The organism is Halorubrum trapanicum, from assembly GCF_002355655.1.
GTDB classification, from domain to species: Archaea; Halobacteriota; Halobacteria; order Halobacteriales; family Haloferacaceae; genus Halorubrum; species Halorubrum trapanicum_A.
This window is the reverse complement of record NZ_AP017569.1, coordinates 2,015,343-2,031,971: the sequence shown is the minus strand read 5'-3', so window position 1 is coordinate 2,031,971 and position 16,629 is coordinate 2,015,343. Positions and strand designations below refer to the sequence as shown.

At 72.5% G+C, this 16,629-nt stretch carries 18 protein-coding genes; 14 read left to right on the top strand and 4 right to left on the bottom strand.

The window, feature by feature from the left end; translation table 11 throughout:
* Positions 1-180: 180 nt before the first annotated feature.
* A complete protein-coding gene (gene carA / locus CPZ01_RS09870; protein ID WP_096394594.1) occupies positions 181-1,248 on the bottom strand; it encodes a glutamine-hydrolyzing carbamoyl-phosphate synthase small subunit in 1,068 nt (355 codons plus the stop codon).
* A gap of 97 nt (positions 1,249-1,345) precedes the next feature.
* Between carA and CPZ01_RS09865 the strand changes: the two genes are divergently transcribed.
* Entirely contained in the window at positions 1,346-1,759 is a 414-nt protein-coding gene (locus CPZ01_RS09865) for an Lrp/AsnC family transcriptional regulator (protein WP_006114390.1), read from the top strand.
* Positions 1,760-1,799: 40 nt separating this feature from the next.
* Here the strand turns inward: CPZ01_RS09865 and CPZ01_RS09860 are convergent, their stop codons facing one another.
* Positions 1,800-2,693, bottom strand: a complete 894-nt coding sequence (locus CPZ01_RS09860) for an isoaspartyl peptidase/L-asparaginase (protein ID WP_096394592.1) — start codon at positions 2,691-2,693, stop codon at positions 1,800-1,802.
* Between the two features lie 123 nt (positions 2,694-2,816).
* On the opposite strand from CPZ01_RS09860, the gene CPZ01_RS09855 reads away from it, so the two are divergent.
* The 11 genes from CPZ01_RS09855 to CPZ01_RS09800 all read left to right on the top strand — a co-directional run bounded on the left by CPZ01_RS09855 (position 2,817) and on the right by CPZ01_RS09800 (position 13,188).
* Positions 2,817-4,343, top strand: a complete 1,527-nt coding sequence (locus tag CPZ01_RS09855) for an HTTM domain-containing protein (RefSeq protein ID WP_096394590.1) — start codon at positions 2,817-2,819, stop codon at positions 4,341-4,343.
* A gap of 51 nt (positions 4,344-4,394) precedes the next feature.
* Positions 4,395-5,408: a glycosyltransferase gene (locus tag CPZ01_RS09850; protein WP_096394588.1), complete on the top strand. Its 1,014-nt coding sequence runs from the start codon at positions 4,395-4,397 to the stop codon at positions 5,406-5,408.
* Between the two features lie 124 nt (positions 5,409-5,532).
* The gene (gene icd, locus CPZ01_RS09845) at positions 5,533-6,795 is read left to right on the top strand and encodes an isocitrate dehydrogenase (NADP(+)) (protein WP_096394586.1); all 1,263 of its coding nucleotides are present in this window, start codon (positions 5,533-5,535) and stop codon (positions 6,793-6,795) included.
* Between the two features lie 668 nt (positions 6,796-7,463).
* A complete protein-coding gene (gene cofD / locus CPZ01_RS09835) occupies positions 7,464-8,516 on the top strand; it encodes a 2-phospho-L-lactate transferase (RefSeq protein WP_096394582.1) in 1,053 nt (350 codons plus the stop codon).
* Positions 8,513-9,340, top strand: a complete 828-nt coding sequence (locus tag CPZ01_RS09830) for a tRNA-dihydrouridine synthase (protein ID WP_096394580.1) — start codon at positions 8,513-8,515, stop codon at positions 9,338-9,340. The genes cofD and CPZ01_RS09830 overlap by 4 nt, the downstream gene beginning before the upstream one ends.
* On the top strand, positions 9,337-10,338 hold the full coding sequence (locus CPZ01_RS09825; RefSeq protein ID WP_096394578.1) for a triphosphoribosyl-dephospho-CoA synthase: 1,002 nt from the start codon (positions 9,337-9,339) through the stop codon (positions 10,336-10,338). The genes CPZ01_RS09830 and CPZ01_RS09825 overlap by 4 nt, the downstream gene beginning before the upstream one ends.
* Positions 10,335-11,000 (top strand): DUF447 domain-containing protein, encoded by a 666-nt coding sequence (locus CPZ01_RS09820; RefSeq protein WP_096394576.1) that lies wholly within the window; start codon positions 10,335-10,337, stop codon positions 10,998-11,000. Before CPZ01_RS09825 ends, CPZ01_RS09820 begins: the two co-directional genes overlap by 4 nt.
* 92 nt (positions 11,001-11,092) lie before the next feature.
* Entirely contained in the window at positions 11,093-11,287 is a 195-nt protein-coding gene (locus CPZ01_RS09815; protein WP_053770576.1) for a 30S ribosomal protein S17e, read from the top strand.
* A gap of 84 nt (positions 11,288-11,371) precedes the next feature.
* Positions 11,372-12,607 (top strand): tripartite tricarboxylate transporter permease, encoded by a 1,236-nt coding sequence (locus CPZ01_RS09810; RefSeq protein WP_096394574.1) that lies wholly within the window; start codon positions 11,372-11,374, stop codon positions 12,605-12,607.
* A 133-nt stretch (positions 12,608-12,740) separates the two neighbouring features.
* Positions 12,741-12,920 (top strand): HVO_2753 family zinc finger protein, encoded by a 180-nt coding sequence (locus CPZ01_RS09805; RefSeq protein ID WP_017343870.1) that lies wholly within the window; start codon positions 12,741-12,743, stop codon positions 12,918-12,920.
* A gap of 1 nt (position 12,921) precedes the next feature.
* On the top strand, positions 12,922-13,188 hold the full coding sequence (locus tag CPZ01_RS09800; RefSeq protein ID WP_096394572.1) for an elongation factor 1-beta: 267 nt from the start codon (positions 12,922-12,924) through the stop codon (positions 13,186-13,188).
* Positions 13,189-13,290: 102 nt separating this feature from the next.
* On the opposite strand, the gene CPZ01_RS09795 is transcribed toward CPZ01_RS09800, so the two are convergent.
* Together CPZ01_RS09795 and CPZ01_RS09790 are read right to left on the bottom strand one after the other, a co-directional pair.
* Positions 13,291-13,728 carry a DUF5809 family protein gene (locus CPZ01_RS09795; RefSeq protein ID WP_096394570.1) on the bottom strand — a complete coding sequence of 146 codons (438 nt, stop codon included), beginning with the start codon at positions 13,726-13,728 and terminating at the stop codon, positions 13,291-13,293.
* Positions 13,729-13,764: 36 nt separating this feature from the next.
* The gene (locus tag CPZ01_RS09790; protein WP_096394568.1) at positions 13,765-14,292 is read right to left on the bottom strand and encodes a DUF5810 domain-containing protein; all 528 of its coding nucleotides are present in this window, start codon (positions 14,290-14,292) and stop codon (positions 13,765-13,767) included.
* A gap of 612 nt (positions 14,293-14,904) precedes the next feature.
* On the opposite strand from CPZ01_RS09790, the gene CPZ01_RS09785 reads away from it, so the two are divergent.
* Positions 14,905-16,149, top strand: a complete 1,245-nt coding sequence (locus tag CPZ01_RS09785; protein ID WP_096394566.1) for a translation initiation factor IF-2 subunit gamma — start codon at positions 14,905-14,907, stop codon at positions 16,147-16,149.
* 1 nt (position 16,150) lies between these two features.
* Complete coding sequence (locus tag CPZ01_RS09780) at positions 16,151-16,621, top strand: DUF188 domain-containing protein (protein ID WP_096394564.1); 471 nt, start codon at positions 16,151-16,153, stop codon at positions 16,619-16,621.
* The last annotated feature ends 8 nt before the right edge of the window (positions 16,622-16,629 follow it).

Here is a 16,629-nt window from a genome sequence, read left to right as displayed (position 1 = left end):
AGCGGAGCAAGCGGGAAGGACGAACCGAGAGGAGACGGGAAAGGACGAACCGAGAGGAGACGGGGAAGGACGAACCGAGAGGAGACGGGGAACGAACGTCGCGGGCGTCGGCCGAGTGGTACTCCGTGTGGTCAGCGGAGGGCGCCGGAACGGAAAAGCGAGAACTCGGTGAGCGAGCGGTCAGTCGGCCGCGACTCGACGCGACGAGGTCGCCAGGTCGAGCACCTCGTCGAAGAAGCCGAGCGAGTCGTGCGGGCCGGGGTTCGCCTCGGGGTGGTACTGACGGGTGATGACGTCCAGCTCCTCGCTGTCGAGCCCCTCGACGGTGTCGTCGTTGACGTTCACCTGCGTCACCTCCAGCGGGCCGGTGTCGTCGACCGTGTAGCCGTGGTTCTGCGTCGTCATCACGACCTTGTCCGTGCGGAGGTCCTTCACCGGCTGGTTGACGCCGCGGTGGCCGAACGCCATCTTCTCGGTCGAGCCGCCGAGCGCGCTCGTGATCACCTGCTGGCCGAGGCAGATCCCCGCGAGCGGGAGCTCGCCCGCGAACTCGTCGACGACCTCCTGCGCGGCGACGAAGTTCTCCGGGTCGCCCGGGCCGTTCGAGACGAACAGCACGTCGGGCTCGACGGCGGCCACGTCCTCGGGGGTCGCGTCGTACGGGAGGACGTGGACGTCGGCGCCGCGCTCGGTGAGCGAGGAGACGATCGAGCCCTTCGCGCCGCAGTCGAGCATCGCGACGTCGACGTCGACGCCGTCGGCGCCCTCGTGGACGGTCGGCTCCGCGACCGAGACCTGCGCGCCGATGTCGACGTGGTCGCTCATCGGCTTGCACGCCTCCATCTCCTCGACCGCGTCCTCGGGGGTCGCGTCCGGGCCGGCGGCGATCCCGCAGGCCATCGCGCCCTCCTCGCGGACGGTGGTGACGATCTCGCGGGTGTCGACGTGGTCGACCGCCGGTACGCCCTCGCCGGCGAGCCAGTCGGCGACGTCGTCGGTCAACTCGCGGGCGATCGCCGCGCGGGGCTGGACCGAGTCGGACTCGAACCGCTCGCTTCGGACGCCGTAGTTCCCGATCAGGGGGTACGAGAAGGTGAGCACCTGCTCGGCGTAGGAGGGGTCGGTGAGCGACTCCTCGTAGCCGGTGTACGCGGTCGTGAACACCAGTTCGCCGCGGGTCCGCCCCGGCGCACGGGCGCGCGCTTCGAGCACGCGGCCGTCGGCCAGCGCGATGTAGGCGTCCGACATTACGAGAAACGTACGCGCAAAGGATAATAAATGCGTCGTTCGAAGGTTCGTTACGATATTCGTAACGGGTAAGGCGACGGGGGAGAGAGGAACCGGTATGGACGACCTCGACCGACGGATCCTCTCGATCCTGCGACGGGACGCGCGGACCCCGTACACGGAGATCGCGGACCGGGTGGGGACCTCCGAGGGGACCGTGCGCAACCGTGTCGACCGGATGACCGACGAGGGCGTGATCGAGCGGTTCACGGTGACGACCCGCACCGGCAACGTGAAGGCGATGATCGAGATCTCGGTGGAGATGAACGTCAACACCGACGCGGTCGGCCAGCGGATGGTGGAGTGGGAGGAGGTGGACTTCGTCTGGCAGGTCTCGGGCGAGGAGGACGTCGTCCTCGTCGTCGACGCGGTCGACACGCGCGCGGTCAACGAACTGATCACGCAGGCCCGCGAGATGGACGAGGTCAAGTCGACGAAGACGCGGCTCATCCTCGACGAGCGGCTGGGGTGAGCGGGACCCGGCCGACGGCTCGGCGACCCCCGCGCGGCGACTACTTCTCGGCCGCGCTCGTCTGCATCCCGTCCGTGTTGAACGCGCTCCCGGCGCCCTCCTCCCCGAGGACGATCACGCCGGCGCCCGACCCCGTTATCTCCTCGAACTCCTCGATCGCCCGGTCCGCCGCGGCCCGCGCGTCGAGGCCGTCGTCGAGGAAGTCGACGGCGCGCCGCGAGAGCGTGACGCGGGCGATGTCCTCGCCGGCGCCCGTCGCGCTCGCGCCGCCGGCCTCGGTACAGAAGAAGCCCGAGCCGACCTGCGGCACGTCGCCGACGCGTCCGGCGAGCGCGAACGACCGGCCGCCCGTTGAGGTGACCGCCGCGAACGAGTCGCCGTCGGTCGCCACCGCGCCGACCGTGTCGTGGTCGGGGGCTTCGTTTTCCGAGCGCTCCCCGGCCTGGTCGTCGCCCGAGCCGAACCGCGAGGCGAGCCAGTCGAGGTGTTCGCGGGGCGACCCCCGCGGCGGGTCCTCGGCCTCGTAGCGCTCGCGTTTCTCGTCGGTGAGGAGGTCGACGCCGGTCTCGACGCCGAAGTCGGCGGCGAGGTCGACCGCGTGCTCGCCCGAGACGAAGACGTGCGGCGTCTCGGAGTGAACCGCGCGGGCGACGCGCGCCGCGTGCTCGACGCCGGGCATCGAGCAGGCCGCGCCGACCTCGCGGTCCGAGGTCATCACGCCGGCGTCGGTGCGGACGACGCCGTCGGACTGGACCGCGCCGCCGACGCCCGCGTTGAACCGGGGGTCCGATTCGAGGACGCCGACCGCGGACTCGACCGCGTCGAGCGGCGAGGCGGCGTCGGCGCCGCGCGCGGCCGCCTCGTCGAGGACCGCCTGTCTGGGCTCCGGGTCGTCCGGCGCGCCGCCGGCGCCGCCGTGGACGATGACTCGCATATCGGTGGGACCCGCGGCGACCACATAAGCGTCCGGAAGCCGGCGGCGACCGCGGGGAGTCGGTCGGCTTGCGCGCGCGGCGCCGCAAGACCTATCCTCGCCGCCGGGCGATCCGGGGGCATCGTGACGACCGCCGACGCCGCGGGCGCCGACGCCGGGTCCCGCGCGGTTTCCCGCCTCCGCGCCGCGCTCCGCCGTCGCCTCGGGATCGACCCGCGCGCGCTGGCCGCCTTCCGGATCGCGCTCGGCGTCGTCCTCCTCGTCGACCTCGCGCTCCGCGCGCGGAACCTCGGAGCCTTCTACACCGACGCCGGCGCCCTCCCGCGCGCGGCGCTCGCCGAGGCGTACCCGCTCGCCGCCCGCCTCTCGCTCCACGCCGTCTCCGGCGAGTCGTGGGCCGTCTCGCTGCTGTTCCTCCTCGCGGCCGTCGCGGCCGCCGCGCTCGCGATCGGGTACCGGACCCGCCTCGCGACCGCCGTCTCGCTGGCCCTGCTCGCGTCGCTCCAGGCGCGGAACCCCTTCGTCCTCAACGCCGGGGACACCCTCCTCGTCTACCTGCTCGGCGCCGGACTGCTCTGTCCGCTCGGCGCCCGCTGGTCGGTGGACGCGGTCCGGCGTCGCGGCTCCTCGGAGTCGACGGGGACGGGCGCGGTCGACCGCGTCGCCGGTCCCGCTTCGGCGCTCCTCCTGACGCTCGTCGTCGTCGTGTACGTCTCGAACGCGGTCGTCAAGCTCCGCGGGACGACGTGGCCCGCGGGCGAGGCGGTCGAACGCGTCTTCCGGCTCACCTACCTCCACGGCCCGCTCGGCGGGCTCGTTCCCGAGTGGCCGGCGCTGCTCTCGGCGGCGACCTACGGCTGGCTCGCGCTCGTCGTCGCCTCGCCGCTGCTCGTCGCGGCCGCGGGGCGGGTCCGGGCCGCGCTCGCGGGGGCGCTGTTCGCGGCGCACCTCTCGATGGCGTTCACGCTCCAGATCGGCGTCTTCTCGGTGATCTCCGTGACCGCCCTGGTGCCGTTCTTCCCGCCGTTCGTCTGGGACCGGATCGAGGGGGCGGCCGCTCCGGCGGCCGACCGCTTCGGGGACTACACAGCGCGTCGGTTGGTGCCCGAAGGCACCTCCAACGGCGGCGGCTCGGTCGGGGGGATCCGCGATCGGATTGCGCCGGCGGCCCCGGTCGTCGCCGCGGTCCTCCTCGTCGCGCTCGTCGCGTGGAACGGGATGGCACTCGGGCTCGTCGAGACGCCCGAGGCGGTCGCGTCGGTGTCCGATCCGACGGAGAGCGGCTGGGACATGTTCGCGCCGAGGCCGCCCGCGACCGACGCGCTCGTTATGGCGACCGCGACGACCGCCGACGGCGACCGGATCGACGCCTTGTACGGCGACCGCGTCGCTCGCGACCGCCCGCCCTCGGACGCCCGCGCGTACCCCACCGCGCGCTGGCGGAAGTTCCTCACGCTGCTCGCGGACGACCCCGATCCGGACCGCGTCGACCCGCTGCTCGCGCACCTCTGCGACCGCGCGGCGGGGTTCGCCGCGGCGGGCGACGGCGGGTCGGTCCGGTCCGTCTCGGTCTCGGCGGTCGACGTCGACGTCGAGACCGGGGAGACCCGAGTCGACGAGCTCGGGACGCGCCCCTGTCCGGAGTCGTGAGCCGCGGCTCGACCGTGGTCGTTTATCCGTGAACCGGACGAAGCGCACGGCGTGACCGATTCGGAGCCGACCGCATCGTCGACGGGGCCGACGCCGGTGTCGGTCCTGCTCCCGACCGTCCGCTGGACCGACGCGTGCGACGAGATGGTCGGGCAGCTGCGCGGCCCGGAGGCGTTCGCCGGCGAGAACGGGGACGAGGGCGGCGAGTTCGACGGCGACCCCGCGGCCGACGAACTGCTCGTGATCTGCGACACCCCGGACGACCCCGTAGCGGACCGGCGCGGCGACCTCCCGGACCGGGTCCGGGTCGTGATCGCCGGCGAGCCGGCGGGCTGCTCCGGGAAGGCGAACGCCATTGCGGCCGGGATGGAGGCGGCCGCGAACGACCGGATCGCGTGGACCGACGACGACTTTCACCATCCCGCCGACTGGCTGGCGACGCTCGACGCGGACTACGACCGGCGGGGGCCGACCACGGAGGTGCCGGTGTTCGTCGGGGAGGACCCCCTCGCCCGGCTGTTCGAGCCGGCGTACGTCATCGGCGGGACGCTCGCGGTGTTCGCGGCCGGGGTCGCGTGGGGCGGCGCGGTGATATTCGAGCGGGACGACCTCCGCGACGGAGAGGCGGCGTTCCGTCGCGACCTCCGTCGGACCGTCAGCGACGACGGGACGCTCACCGAACACCTCGACGTGTCGGCGGCGGACCGGACGCGCTACGTCGAGGCCGGCGGCTCGCTCCGCGGCTCGCTGGAGCGGTTCGTCCGATTCTTCACGATCACCCGGTACCACGCGCCGCGGGCGACCGCGTTCAACGCCGTCTTCGGCGTCGCGATGGCCGCGCTCTGTCTGTTCGCGCCGTTCGCAGGCGTCGCGCTCGTCACCGCGCTGGCGGGCGCCGCGTACGCCCGGTTCGGAATCTCTCGGGCGACGTTCCTGCTCGCGGCGCCCGGGGTCCTGCTCGCCCCGCCGCTGATGGCGTACGCACTCGCGCGTCGGACGTTCGTCTGGGGCGGGCGCCGCTACCGCTGGCGGTCGATGTTCGACGTCGAGGTGGAGCCGGTCTGAGGCCGGGAGGGCGGCGACCGGTTCGGAACGTACCCGCGGTCGAGAACCGGCAAGCGCTGCGAGCGCGACGCTCACGCCGAAAACGGCAGGCACTTTAGGGGCCCAACTGAATCCACGAACGTTCATGAGCTACGATAAGGTCGACGTCCCCGACGACGGCGAAGCCATCACGCTCGCCGACGAGGAGACCGGCGAGCTGAACGTCCCGTCTAATCCGATCGTTCCGATCATCCACGGCGACGGGATCGGCACCGACGTCGGGCCGGCCGCGCAGCAGGTGCTCGACGCCGCCGCCGAGGCGACGGGCCGATCCATCGCGTGGATGCGCGTCTACGCGGGCGAGAGCGCCCGCGAGAAGTACGACGAGAACCTGCCCGAGGACACCGTCTCGGCGATCCGCAACCACCGCGTCGCGATCAAGGGGCCGCTGACGACGCCGGTCGGCGCCGGGTTCCGCTCGCTGAACGTCGCGCTCCGGCAGACGCTCGACCTGTACGCGAACGTCCGCCCGACCTACCACCTCGAAGGCGTCCCGTCGCCCGTCAAGAACCCCGAGGAGATGGACATGGTCACCTTCCGCGAGAACACCGAAGACGTCTACGCGGGCGTCGAGTGGGAGGCCGGCACCGACGAGGTCGAGCAGGTACGCGACTTCCTCGAAGACGACATGGGCATCGCGGACGTCATCCACGACGGCCCGGTCGGCATCGGCGTCAAGCCCATCTCCGAGTTCGGCTCGAAGCGCCTCGTCCGCGAGGCGATCGACTACGCGCTCGCCAACGACCGCGACTCGGTCACCCTCGTCCACAAGGGGAACATCATGAAGTTCACCGAGGGCGCGTTCCGCGACTGGGGCTACGAGGTCGCCGAGGAGGAGTACGGCGAGGACGTCATCACCGAAGACCAGCTCTGGGAGGAGCACGACGGCGAGCGGCCTGACGGCACCCTCGTCGTGAAGGACCGCATCGCGGACAACATGCTCCAGCAGCTGCTGACCCGCACGGACGAGTACGAGGTCATCGCGACGATGAACCTCAACGGCGACTACATGTCCGACGCCGCCGGCGCGCAGATCGGCGGCCTCGGCATCGCGCCCGGCGCCAACTTCGGTCACGGCCGCTGCCTCGCCGAGCCGGTCCACGGCTCCGCGCCCAAGTACGCCGGCGAGGACAAGGTGAACCCCACCGCGATGATCCTCTCGGGCCGCGAGATGCTCGACTACCTCGGCTGGTCGGACGCCGCGGACCTCGTGCGCGACGCCGTCGAGGAGACCATCGCCTCCGGGAAGGTCACCTACGACCTCCACCGGCAGATCGAGGGCGGCGAGAAGCTCGCGACCAGCGAGTTCGCGGACGCCGTCGTCGACAAGATCGACGAGCTGGCGTAAGCGGAGCTCCGGTCGAATTTCGTCGGATCGCCACCTGATCGGTTTCGGTATTTTTCAGATCTCGTTTCGGTGTCGACTCTCAGGTGTATTCCGTCGAACCGGTTTTTTAGGGGATGGCGGCGACCACGTCTAAAGTCCCGGTCGATCGCTTATAAATGAGATGCCGCAGATCAGCGGCGAACACCGCCGAAGCCCCAGCCGCTCGCTTATAAATAACTGACAGTGGATCGGCGGCGAACTCCCCCAAATCCCCAGCCGCGAGCTTATAAATGGCTACTGGCGGATCGCCGACGAACACCGCCGAAGCCCCAGCCGTGAGGCCGCCGTACGCTCGCTGCGCTCCTCAGTCGCTCGTTTCACTCGCTCCCTACGGTGCTTACGTCGCCTACGGCGGCCTCGCGGCTGCCCCTTCGAGTCCCGCCCCGCACAGCGACCGCACCTCACGCCTCCCCAGCCTCGTCGGCCTCCCTCCGCTTCGCTCCAGTCGGCCGACTCCCTCGCGCGTGCTCCTCGCGGCCGCCAAAGGCGGCCACTCGGAGGCACGCGCCGACCGCGGAGATCGATGGCGCGTCGTCGGTGACTTATAAATGACGCCGTCGACCTCGCCTCGATCCGGCTCGTCGAGCGCGGAGGCGAGGATACAAATCCGGGGGTCGCCTTGCGCCGGTATGGTAACCTTCCTCGCCGGGGGGACGGGCACGCCGAAGCTCCTCGACGGCGCGGCCCGGGTATGGGACCCGGCCGAGACCGCGGTCGTCGCCAACACCGGCGACGACATCGAGCTCGGCGGGCACCTGGTCTGCCCCGATGTCGACACCGTGCTGTTCGCGGGCGGCGGCGTCCTCGACCGCGAGACGTGGTGGGGGATCGACGGCGACACCACCGCGACCCACGAGGAGCTGCGGCGGCTCGCCGACGAGGTCGGACTCGGAACGGGCCCCCGGTACCTCGACGACCACGCGCAGACCGCGGGCCGCGAGATGGCCCGCTGGCGGCGATTTTCTGCGGTCGGCGAGTTCATGGAGATCGGCGACCGCGACCGCGCGGTCCACCTCACGCGGACGAGCCTGCTCGACGAGGGGCACACGCTCACCGAGGCGATCCGGGCCCTCGCGGACGCGTTCGACCTCGACGTGGACCTCCTCCCGATGTCCGACGACCCGGTGGCGACGCTGGTCCACACCGAGGGCGGCGAGACGCTCCACTTCCAGGAGTACTGGGTCGCGCGCCGCGGCGAGCCGCCGGTGGCCGACGTGGAGTTCCGGGGCGCGGCGGACGCCGAGCCGACCGACGCGGTGCTGGACGCGCTCGCGGAGCCGGTCGTGATAGGCCCCTCGAACCCCGTGACGAGCATCGGGCCGATGCTGGCGCTGCCCGGGTTCGAGCGCGCGCTCCGCGAGACGCCCGTCGTCGCCGTCTCGCCGTTCGTCGGCGACGAGGCCTTCTCCGGGCCGGCCGCGGACCTGATGGCGGGCGTCGGCCGCGACCCCTCGACCGCGGGCGTGACCGACTCGTATCCCTTCGCGGACGCGTTCGTCCTCGACGACGACGACCCGACCGAACTCCCCGAGCGGCACGTCGAACGCACCGACACCCGGATAGACGACGCGGACGACGCCGAGCGCGTCGCTCGCGCCTGCGAGCGTGCGCTGGCGGCGGTCGCCGACGACGCGGCCGGCGGCGACGCGGCGGACGCGCCGCCGCGGGAGGGCGCGGAGTGACGCGAGATCCCTTCCTCGTCGCCGCGAGCCTCAGCGGCGCCGCCGACGCCGCGTGGGCCCGCGACGCGGCCGAGCACGTCGACGTCGCGCTCCTCGGCGGCGTCGCGCTCGACCCGGCGAGCCGCGGCGCGGCCCGCGACCTCGTCGCGCGCGGCCGGTCCGAGTTCCTTCCGGCCGACCCGCTCGCGTTCGTCGCCGACCAGCTCGACGCGCTCGCCGACGCGCCCGTCAGGCCCGGCGTCAACGTCCGGAGCGCGACGCCGGAGCCGATTCGAGCGGCCGCCGAAGTCTGCGCCGACCGCGGCGCAGTCTGCGAGGTGAACGCCCACTGCCGGCAGCCGGAGCTGCGCGCGGTCGGCTGCGGCGAGTCGCTGCTGCGCGAGCCGGACCGCCTCGCCCGGTACGTCGCCGCGGCCGCCGAGACGGGCGCGACGACGAGCGTGAAGGTCCGCGCGGAGGTCCCCGGCGTCGACCTCGTCGCCGTCGCGGAGCGCGTCGCGGCCGCCGGCGCGGACTGGCTCCACGTCGACGCGATGGACTCGGAGGCGGTGATCGCGGACCTCGCGGCGACGATCGACGCGGGGGTCGTGAGCGGCGACAGGGGCGATCTCGCCGACCTGACGCTCGTCGCGAACAACGGCGTCCGGGGCCGCGAGACGGTCGCCGAGTACGCCGCGCACGGCGCCGACGCGGTGAGCGTCGGGCGCCCGACCGAGGACCCGCCCGTCCTCGCGCGCGTCGCGGACGCGGTGGAGGAGTGGCGGGCGGAAGCGCTGCGGGACCGGGGCGACGAGACCGGTCTCGAATCGGAGGCGCGGCCGTGACCCGGAACGAGCGACGCCGGGGAGCGGCCGCCGATCCGGTCGACGACGCGACGCTCGCGCTCCTCGTGGAGGTCGCCGGCACGCCGAAGCCCGGGAACGTCGACCGGCGCCGCGACCTCGCGGACCTGCGGTTCGAGGCGTTCCTCGGCGGCGCGGTCGGCGCGCGGCCGGGCCTCGAACTGGCGGCGACGAGAGGGACCGCGGGCGATCCACCCGGCGTCGGCGACGCGTTCGAGCGCGCCGTGGGAGGGATGGCCGACCGCGCCGGGACGAACACGCAGTTCGGCTGCCTGCTGCTTCTGATCCCGCTGGCGCGGGCGGCCGCGGATCCGGATCGGGAGCTCTCGCCCGACGGCGTCGACTCCGTCTGTCGGGCGACGACCGTCGAGGACGCGGTCGCCTTCTACCGCGCGTTCGAGGCCGTCGACGTCGCGGTCGACGACCCGCCGCCGGGCGCCGACGAGCTCGACGTGCGCCTCGGGAGCGACGCCGAGCCCGCGCTCCGGGAGCGCGGGACGACCCTGCGCGACGTCATGGCGCTGTCGGCCGACCCCGGCGACCCCGAGACCACGGAGGACCCGGACCGCGTCCCCGACCGCAACGCCGCGGAGTGGGTCGAGGGGTTCCCGCGGACGTTCCGCGCGGCCGAGTGGATCCTGACCGACGAGGGGCCGCTCGCCGACCGGGCGGCGCGGGCGTTCCTCGGGCTGCTCGCCGCGGAGCCCGACACGCTCGTCGCGTCGACGCAGGGGGCGGAGACGGCCCGCGACGCGAGCGGGCGGGCGAGAGCGATTCTGGAGCCCGAGGGGGATCCGAGCGGTCCGGTGGGAGACGTTTCCGGGGTCGACGCCGACGTAGTCCGCGGCGCCGATCTCGACGCCGCGGAGTCGCTGGCGGAGGAGTTCGTCGCCGAGGGGATCAATCCCGGCACGACGGCCGACCTCACCTGCGCGGCGCTGTTCGTCGCGCTCCGACGCGGCGCGGAGGTGGCGCCGTGAACGACGAGGGCGACGGGAGCGACGAGCCGAGAGAGTTCGAGGGCGTCGCCCCCGACGGCTGGCCGGTCGCACTCCGCGGCGTCACTGAGTCCGCGGTGACGACGCTCGGGCCGAACGACCGGTGGAACGTCGCGGCCCTTGGGCTCCACGCGCCCGAGACGGACGCGGACGGCGAACCCGAAAGTCCCGTCACCGCGCGCACCTACGGGCGCACCCGCACGTGGCGGAACTTCGCGGAGCGCGGCGGCGGGGTCGTCCAGTTCACCGTCGACCCGCGGACGTTCGTCGACGCGGCGCTGACGGTCACAGAGGTCGACGACCCGGTGCTACCGAGCGCCGACGCGTGGGTCGAGGTCGACGCCGAAGAGGTCGCGGCCGAGACCGAGGGGGACACCACGGTTCGGACGTGGGAGCTGTCGCCGGTCGAGTCCGCGGTCGTGAGCGAGCGCGTGCCGACCGTCAACCGCGGGTTCGGCGCGGTCGTCGACGCCACGGTGGCCGCCTCGCGGCTCGACGTGCCGGCGTTCGACACCGCCGAACTGCTCGAACGCCTCCGCTACTTCGCGGACGTGGTCGAGCGCTGCGGCGGCCCGGCCGAGCGCGAGGCGTTCGCGCGCATCGACGAGGCGACCGGGTGGCGCGAGCGCGCGGACGAGACGTGACGAGTCGGGACGAACACCGCCGCCGACTCACGGCTCGCGGCCGCTCGCGGCGGAACGAACCCTTTTAGTTCGGCCCTCCGGTATCGCTCGGTATGGCCATCAAACCCAAGTACATCAAACAGCTCGGGAACGCCCTGCTGGAGCGGTACCCCGACTCGTTCAACACGGACTTCGAGACGAACAAGGAGAGCGTCACGGCGCTGACGACCGTCGAGTCGAAGGGCGTCCGCAACCGGATCGCCGGCTACGTCACCCAGAAGAAGTCGCAGGCCGCGCAGAACGCGTAACCGCCCGGTTCGACTCGCCGCTGGTCCTGCCGACGGGCTCGACCCCCGACACCTTAAGTCCGGAGCCGCGGCCATCCCGTCTCGATGGACGCGCTCGTGCGGCCGGTGGTCGATCCGACATTCGCGGCGGGCGCGCTCGCCTTCCTGCTCGGCGGAGTCGCGCTCGGGACCGCGAGCGGGCTGGTCCCCGGGCTCCACGCCAACAACTTCGCGCTGCTTCTCGCGGGGTTCGCCCCGTCGGTGCCGGCCGACCCGCTGTTCGTCGGCGTCGCGATGCTCGGCGCCGGCGTCGTCCACTCCTTTCTCGACATCGTTCCCGCGCTCGCGCTGGGTGTGCCCGACGCCGCGACCGCGGTCGCCGCGCTCCCCGGTCATCGGCTGGTGATCGCGGGCCGCGGCCGGGAGGCGGTCCGCCTCTCCGCACTCGGTTCCGGGCTGGCGGTCGCGCTCGCGGTGCCGCTCGCGGTCCCGATAACGTGGCTGATGACGCGGTGGTACCCGGCGATGCGCGCGCACCTCCCGCTGCTGCTCGGCGGCGTCGTCGCCCTGCTCGTGCTCACCGAGTCGTCGCGCCGGGCCGCGGTCGGCGGACTGGTCGCCTTCCTCGCGAGCGCCGCGCTCGGGTTCGCGACGCTCGACGCCGACCCAGCGGCGCCGCTGTCGACCGGGGGCGTCCTCGCGCCGCTGTTCGCCGGGCTGTTCGGCGTGCCGGTCCTCGTCGACGCGCTCGGCGGCGAGGGGGTCCCGCCGCAGGCCGATCCCCGGATCGCGATGCGCGCGCGCGACCTCGGGACGAGCGCGGGCGCCGGCTCGCTCGCCGGCGCGGTGGTCGGGTACGTGCCGGGCGTCTCGGCCGCCATCGCCGCCGTGGCCGCGATGCCGGCGGTGCCGCGCGCGTCGGCCGACCGCGGGTTCGTCGTGGCGACGAGCGGCGCCAGCACGGCGAACACCATCTTCGCGCTGTTCGCGCTGGTTGCGCTCGGAACGCCGCGCACGGGCGTCACCGTCGCGATCGACCGGGCCGGCGTGCCGTTCGCGCTGCCGATGCTGGTCGTCGCGGCCGCGACCGCCGCGTGCTTCGGGTTCGCCCTGGTCGTGCTCGTCGGCGATCCGTACCTCCGAATCGTCGGCAACGCCGACTACACCCGGCTCTCGGTCGGCGTGTTGGGACTGCTCGCGCTCGTGTCGTACGCGTTCGCCGGGGCGTTCGGCGTCGGCGTCCTCCTCGTCGCCGGCGCGCTGGGGCTCGTCCCGCCGCGGGTCGGCGCCCGACGCGTCCACCTGATGGGCGTGCTGATCGGCCCGTTGATCGTCGGGTGAGCCGTCGACGGGGAGGCTCGGCGGTCCGCCCTCGCCGCCTCGATATCGATGGTCGAGCGGCACGGTACCGGGGCGCACGGCGCGTTCCGGCGGAAAGAACAACGGTTAAAAGTCGCCGCCGGTAGGTACGTGTATGAGCCAGAGCGACTCTCAAGCCACCCCGCAGTGCGTCTCCTGTGGGATTCAGGTGTCCGGCATGAACGCCGCGCGGTTCTCCTGTCCGGACTGCGGCGCCACCATCTACCGGTGCGCGAAGTGCCGGAAGCAGAGCAACCTCTACGAGTGCCACGACTGCGGCTTCCGGGGGCCGTAAGATGGGCGACGTCGCCGCCAAGATCAAGGTCATGCCGAACAGCCCCGAGGTCGACCTCGACGACCTCCAGGACCGTCTGGAGGAGGTCCTCCCCGAGGGCGCGAAGATCCGCGGCTTCGAGCGCGACGACGTCGCGTTCGGGCTGGTCGCGCTCCTGCCGACCGTCATCGTCCCCGACGGCGCGGGCGGCACGGAGGCCGTCGAGGAGGCGTTCTCGCAGGTCGAGGACGTCGAGTCGGTCACCGTCGAGAACGTCGGCCGCCTGTAAGGGTTCGAACTTCTCGCCGCGTCGCCGTCGGCGACGCTCGCGGTCCGATTCTTCGGTTTCGTTCGTTTCGGTGAGCGGTCGCTTCGCGATTCGCGCGGCGCGCTATCGGCCGGACTCGTAGAACTCCTCACGGTAGACGCGCCCGAAGGCGTTACGCCTGAGGGTGCTGGCCGCCGCGTCCGGCTCCTCCTGGTACGTCGCCGCGATCACGGTGCCCGCGAAGGGGACCGGGTGCCAGACGACGTTGTCGACGTTGTCGGAGCCGATCCGCACGACGTCCTCGTCGTCGAACTCGCTGTCGGCGAGCCACGCGTCGAACTCGTCGCCCTCGCCGACGTGGACGGCGAGCAGTTCGGCGAACGTCGCGTCGCGGGCGGTCCGGATCACCTCGGGCGTGACGCGCTCGTCGTACTCGTCGGCGTCGAACGACATCGCCTTCGTCGCCTCGCGGACAACCACCTGCGCGACGGGGCCGACCTCCTCATAGCGTTCTAGCGCGTCGGCGCGGGTCTCGGGGGCGAACGTGCCTCTGGTCTCCATACCCGGGCTTGCGCGGGGGTGGAAAAGGGCGTTCCGTTACGAGTCGCGGTCGTCGGTGTCGCGGTCGGCGTCGGGGTCGTCGGCGGTGTCGCGGTCGGCGTCGGGGTCGTCGGCGGTGTCGCGGTCGGCGTCGGCGTCTCCCTCGCTCTCCTGTTCCCGCGCTTCCCGAGTCATCTCGCGGGCCTCGCGCAGCGCCTCGGCGACCTCGGGGTCGTCGACCTCCTCCGGGTCGGGGACGCCGGCGTCCGCGGGCGGGTCGTGCGCGTGGTCGTGATTGTGGTCGGCGTGGTCGTGGCCGGCCGTGTCCCCGCCCGACCCCATCCCCACGTCGGGGCGGCCGCGGGGGACGGTGTCCTCAAACACCTCCTCGTACTCGGCGTCGTCGGCGTGCGGGGTCACCTCGGCCGCGAGCGCCGTGGGCTCCCGCTCGCTCCAGTCGTCGACGCGTTCGTCGAGCCAGTCGGCGTGGTCGCCGCCGTGGAGCATCGCGGTGAACGCGAGGTGGTGCGCGAGGTGTTCGCCGTCGCGCTGCGGGGTGTCACAGACCGGGCACGCGTATCCCATTATGAATCCGCGTTGACCCGTGAGGCGTAAATCGGCGTCGAACGTTGTCGGTCCCGACGGCGTTTGTTTATAAATCGCACCGGCCGTGAGGCGAACGACACCGCCGAAGTCCCAGTCGCTCGGTTATACGCAACCACAAACACAACTCCGGAGAACACCGCCAAAGCCCCAGTCGCGAGGCGGGCGCACGCTCGTTGCGCTCCTCGCTCAGTCGCTGACGCTCCTTCGCTGCGGTGCTTACGTCGCCTCCGCCCGCCTCGCGACTGCCCCTTTGAGTCCCGCCCCGCACCGCACAGCACCGCCCAGCCTCACGCCTCCCCAGCCTCGCGGTTCGCTCGGACTCCCTTCGGTCGCCCTCGCTCACCGCGTCCCTCGCGCGTGCTGTCTCGCGGCCTCCGCTTCGCTCCGGCCGCTCGCAGGCACGCGCCGCCGCACCGCGGCGCTGTTTATAAGCGTCCGCGGCGCTCGATGTCGGTTATTTATATACCACGTCGCCGTCGCGGTCGGCCGTCGGTCGGGAGCCGTCGCCCGGGCTGACGCCGCTATAACAGCAACTTTATCACTCGCACGGGGCGAAATTCGCATAAGACTACTCCGTTAGGAGGTCCAACAGTGACTGAAGCCAACACACAACCGGAGGTGAACATCGGTCTCGTCGGTCACGTCGACCACGGGAAGACCACGCTGGTACAGGCGTTGTCCGGCTCGTGGACCGACCAGCACAGCGAGGAGATGAAACGCGGGATATCGATCCGGCTGGGGTACGCGGACGCGACGTTCCGCCGCTGTCCCGGCGTCGACGAGCCCGAGTGTTACACCGTCGACGAGGAGTGCGAGGACGGCTCGACGAGCGAGCCGATCCGAACCGTGTCGTTCGTCGACGCGCCCGGCCACGAGACGCTGATGGCGACGATGCTCTCGGGCGCCTCGATCATGGACGGCGCGGTCCTGGTCGTCAGCGCGACGGAGGACGTCCCGCAGGCCCAGACGGAGGAGCACCTGATGGCGCTCGACCTCATCGGGATCGAGAACATCGTCATCGCGCAGAACAAGGTCGACCTGGTCGACCGCGACCGCGCCGTCGACAACTACGAGCAGATCCAGGAGTTCGTCGAGGGCACCGTCGCGGAGGACGCGCCGATCGTCCCCGTCTCGGCCCAACAGGAGGTCAACCTCGACCTGCTCATCGACGCGATCGAGACCGAGATCCCGACGCCGGACCGCGACCCGGGCGAGAGCGCCCGGATGTACGCGGCCCGCTCGTTCGACATCAACCGGCCGGGCGCGAGCGCCGAGGACCTCAAGGGCGGCGTCGTCGGCGGCTCGCTCGTCAGCGGCGAGCTGTCGGTCGGCGACGGCCTGGAGATCCGACCGGGCCGCGAGGTCGACGAGGAGGGTCAGACCGAGTGGCGGCCGCTGGAGACGACCGTCCGGTCGCTTCAGGCAGGCAACCGCGACGTCGAGACCGCCCACCCGGGCGGCCTCCTCGGCGTCGGCACGGGGCTCGACCCGAGCCTGACGAAAGGCGACGCCCTCGCCGGACAGGTCGCGGGCGAGCCGGGGACGCTCCCGCCGACCCGCGAGGAGTTCGAGATGACGGTCGACCTGCTCGACCGCGTCGTCGGCAAGGAGGACGACGAGAGCGGCGAGAGCGACATCGAGGAGATCAGCACCGGCGAGCCGCTGATGCTCACGGTCGGCACGGCGACGACGGTCGGCGCCGTGACGAGCGCGCGCGACGGCGAGTGCGAGGTGAGCCTCAAGCGGCCGGTCTGCGCCGAGGAGGGCGCCCAGATAGCGATCAACCGGCGCGTCGGCGCGCGCTGGCGGCTCATCGGCGTCGGGACGCTCACGTAACGTGACCGACGACGCCCGCGCGGACCGTCCGGAGTCGAGCCCCGCGGGCGACGCCCGCGCCGAGGGCCTCGCGGGAGACGGCTCCGAGGGAATTCCGGTCGTCGCGCTCGACGCGAGCGCGCTGATGGCGCCGGTCGAGGCCGACCTGCGGCTGTTCGAGGAGTTAGACCGGCTCCTCGGCGGCTACGACGCCGTGGTGCCGACGGCGGTGCTCGCGGAGCTCGACGGGCTCCAGGGCGGCAACGGCGCCGAGGCGACCGCCGCGAGCGTCGGGGCGGACCTCGCGGAGCGGGCGGAGGCGGTAGAGACGGACGAATCGTACGCCGACGACGCGCTCGTCGCCCTGGCCGCGGCCGGCCGGGTCGACGCCGTCGTCACCAACGACGGGCCCCTCGCGGACCGGGTGCTGGCCGCGGACGCACCAGTAATCGGTTTAAGGGGTCGGAACACACTGGCGATAACGGAACCCTAGCGGCCGCG

Excerpts from the sequence above, each read along its gene's own strand:
- carA (WP_096394594.1), bottom strand. The coding sequence starts at position 1,248 with ATGTCGGACGCCTACATCGCGCTGGCCGACGGCCGCGTGCTCGAAGCG.
- CPZ01_RS09865 (WP_006114390.1), top strand. The coding sequence starts at position 1,346 with ATGGACGACCTCGACCGACGGATCCTCTCGATCCTGCGACGGGACGCG.
- CPZ01_RS09860 (WP_096394592.1), bottom strand. The coding sequence starts at position 2,693 with ATGCGAGTCATCGTCCACGGCGGCGCCGGCGGCGCGCCGGACGACCCG.
- icd (WP_096394586.1), top strand. The coding sequence starts at position 5,533 with ATGAGCTACGATAAGGTCGACGTCCCCGACGACGGCGAAGCCATCACG.
- cofD (WP_096394582.1), top strand. The coding sequence starts at position 7,464 with ATGGTAACCTTCCTCGCCGGGGGGACGGGCACGCCGAAGCTCCTCGAC.
- CPZ01_RS09815 (WP_053770576.1), top strand. The coding sequence starts at position 11,093 with ATGGCCATCAAACCCAAGTACATCAAACAGCTCGGGAACGCCCTGCTG.
- CPZ01_RS09810 (WP_096394574.1), top strand. The coding sequence starts at position 11,372 with ATGGACGCGCTCGTGCGGCCGGTGGTCGATCCGACATTCGCGGCGGGC.
- CPZ01_RS09805 (WP_017343870.1), top strand. The coding sequence starts at position 12,741 with ATGAGCCAGAGCGACTCTCAAGCCACCCCGCAGTGCGTCTCCTGTGGG.
- CPZ01_RS09800 (WP_096394572.1), top strand. The coding sequence starts at position 12,922 with ATGGGCGACGTCGCCGCCAAGATCAAGGTCATGCCGAACAGCCCCGAG.
- CPZ01_RS09795 (WP_096394570.1), bottom strand. The coding sequence starts at position 13,728 with ATGGAGACCAGAGGCACGTTCGCCCCCGAGACCCGCGCCGACGCGCTA.
- CPZ01_RS09790 (WP_096394568.1), bottom strand. The coding sequence starts at position 14,292 with ATGGGATACGCGTGCCCGGTCTGTGACACCCCGCAGCGCGACGGCGAA.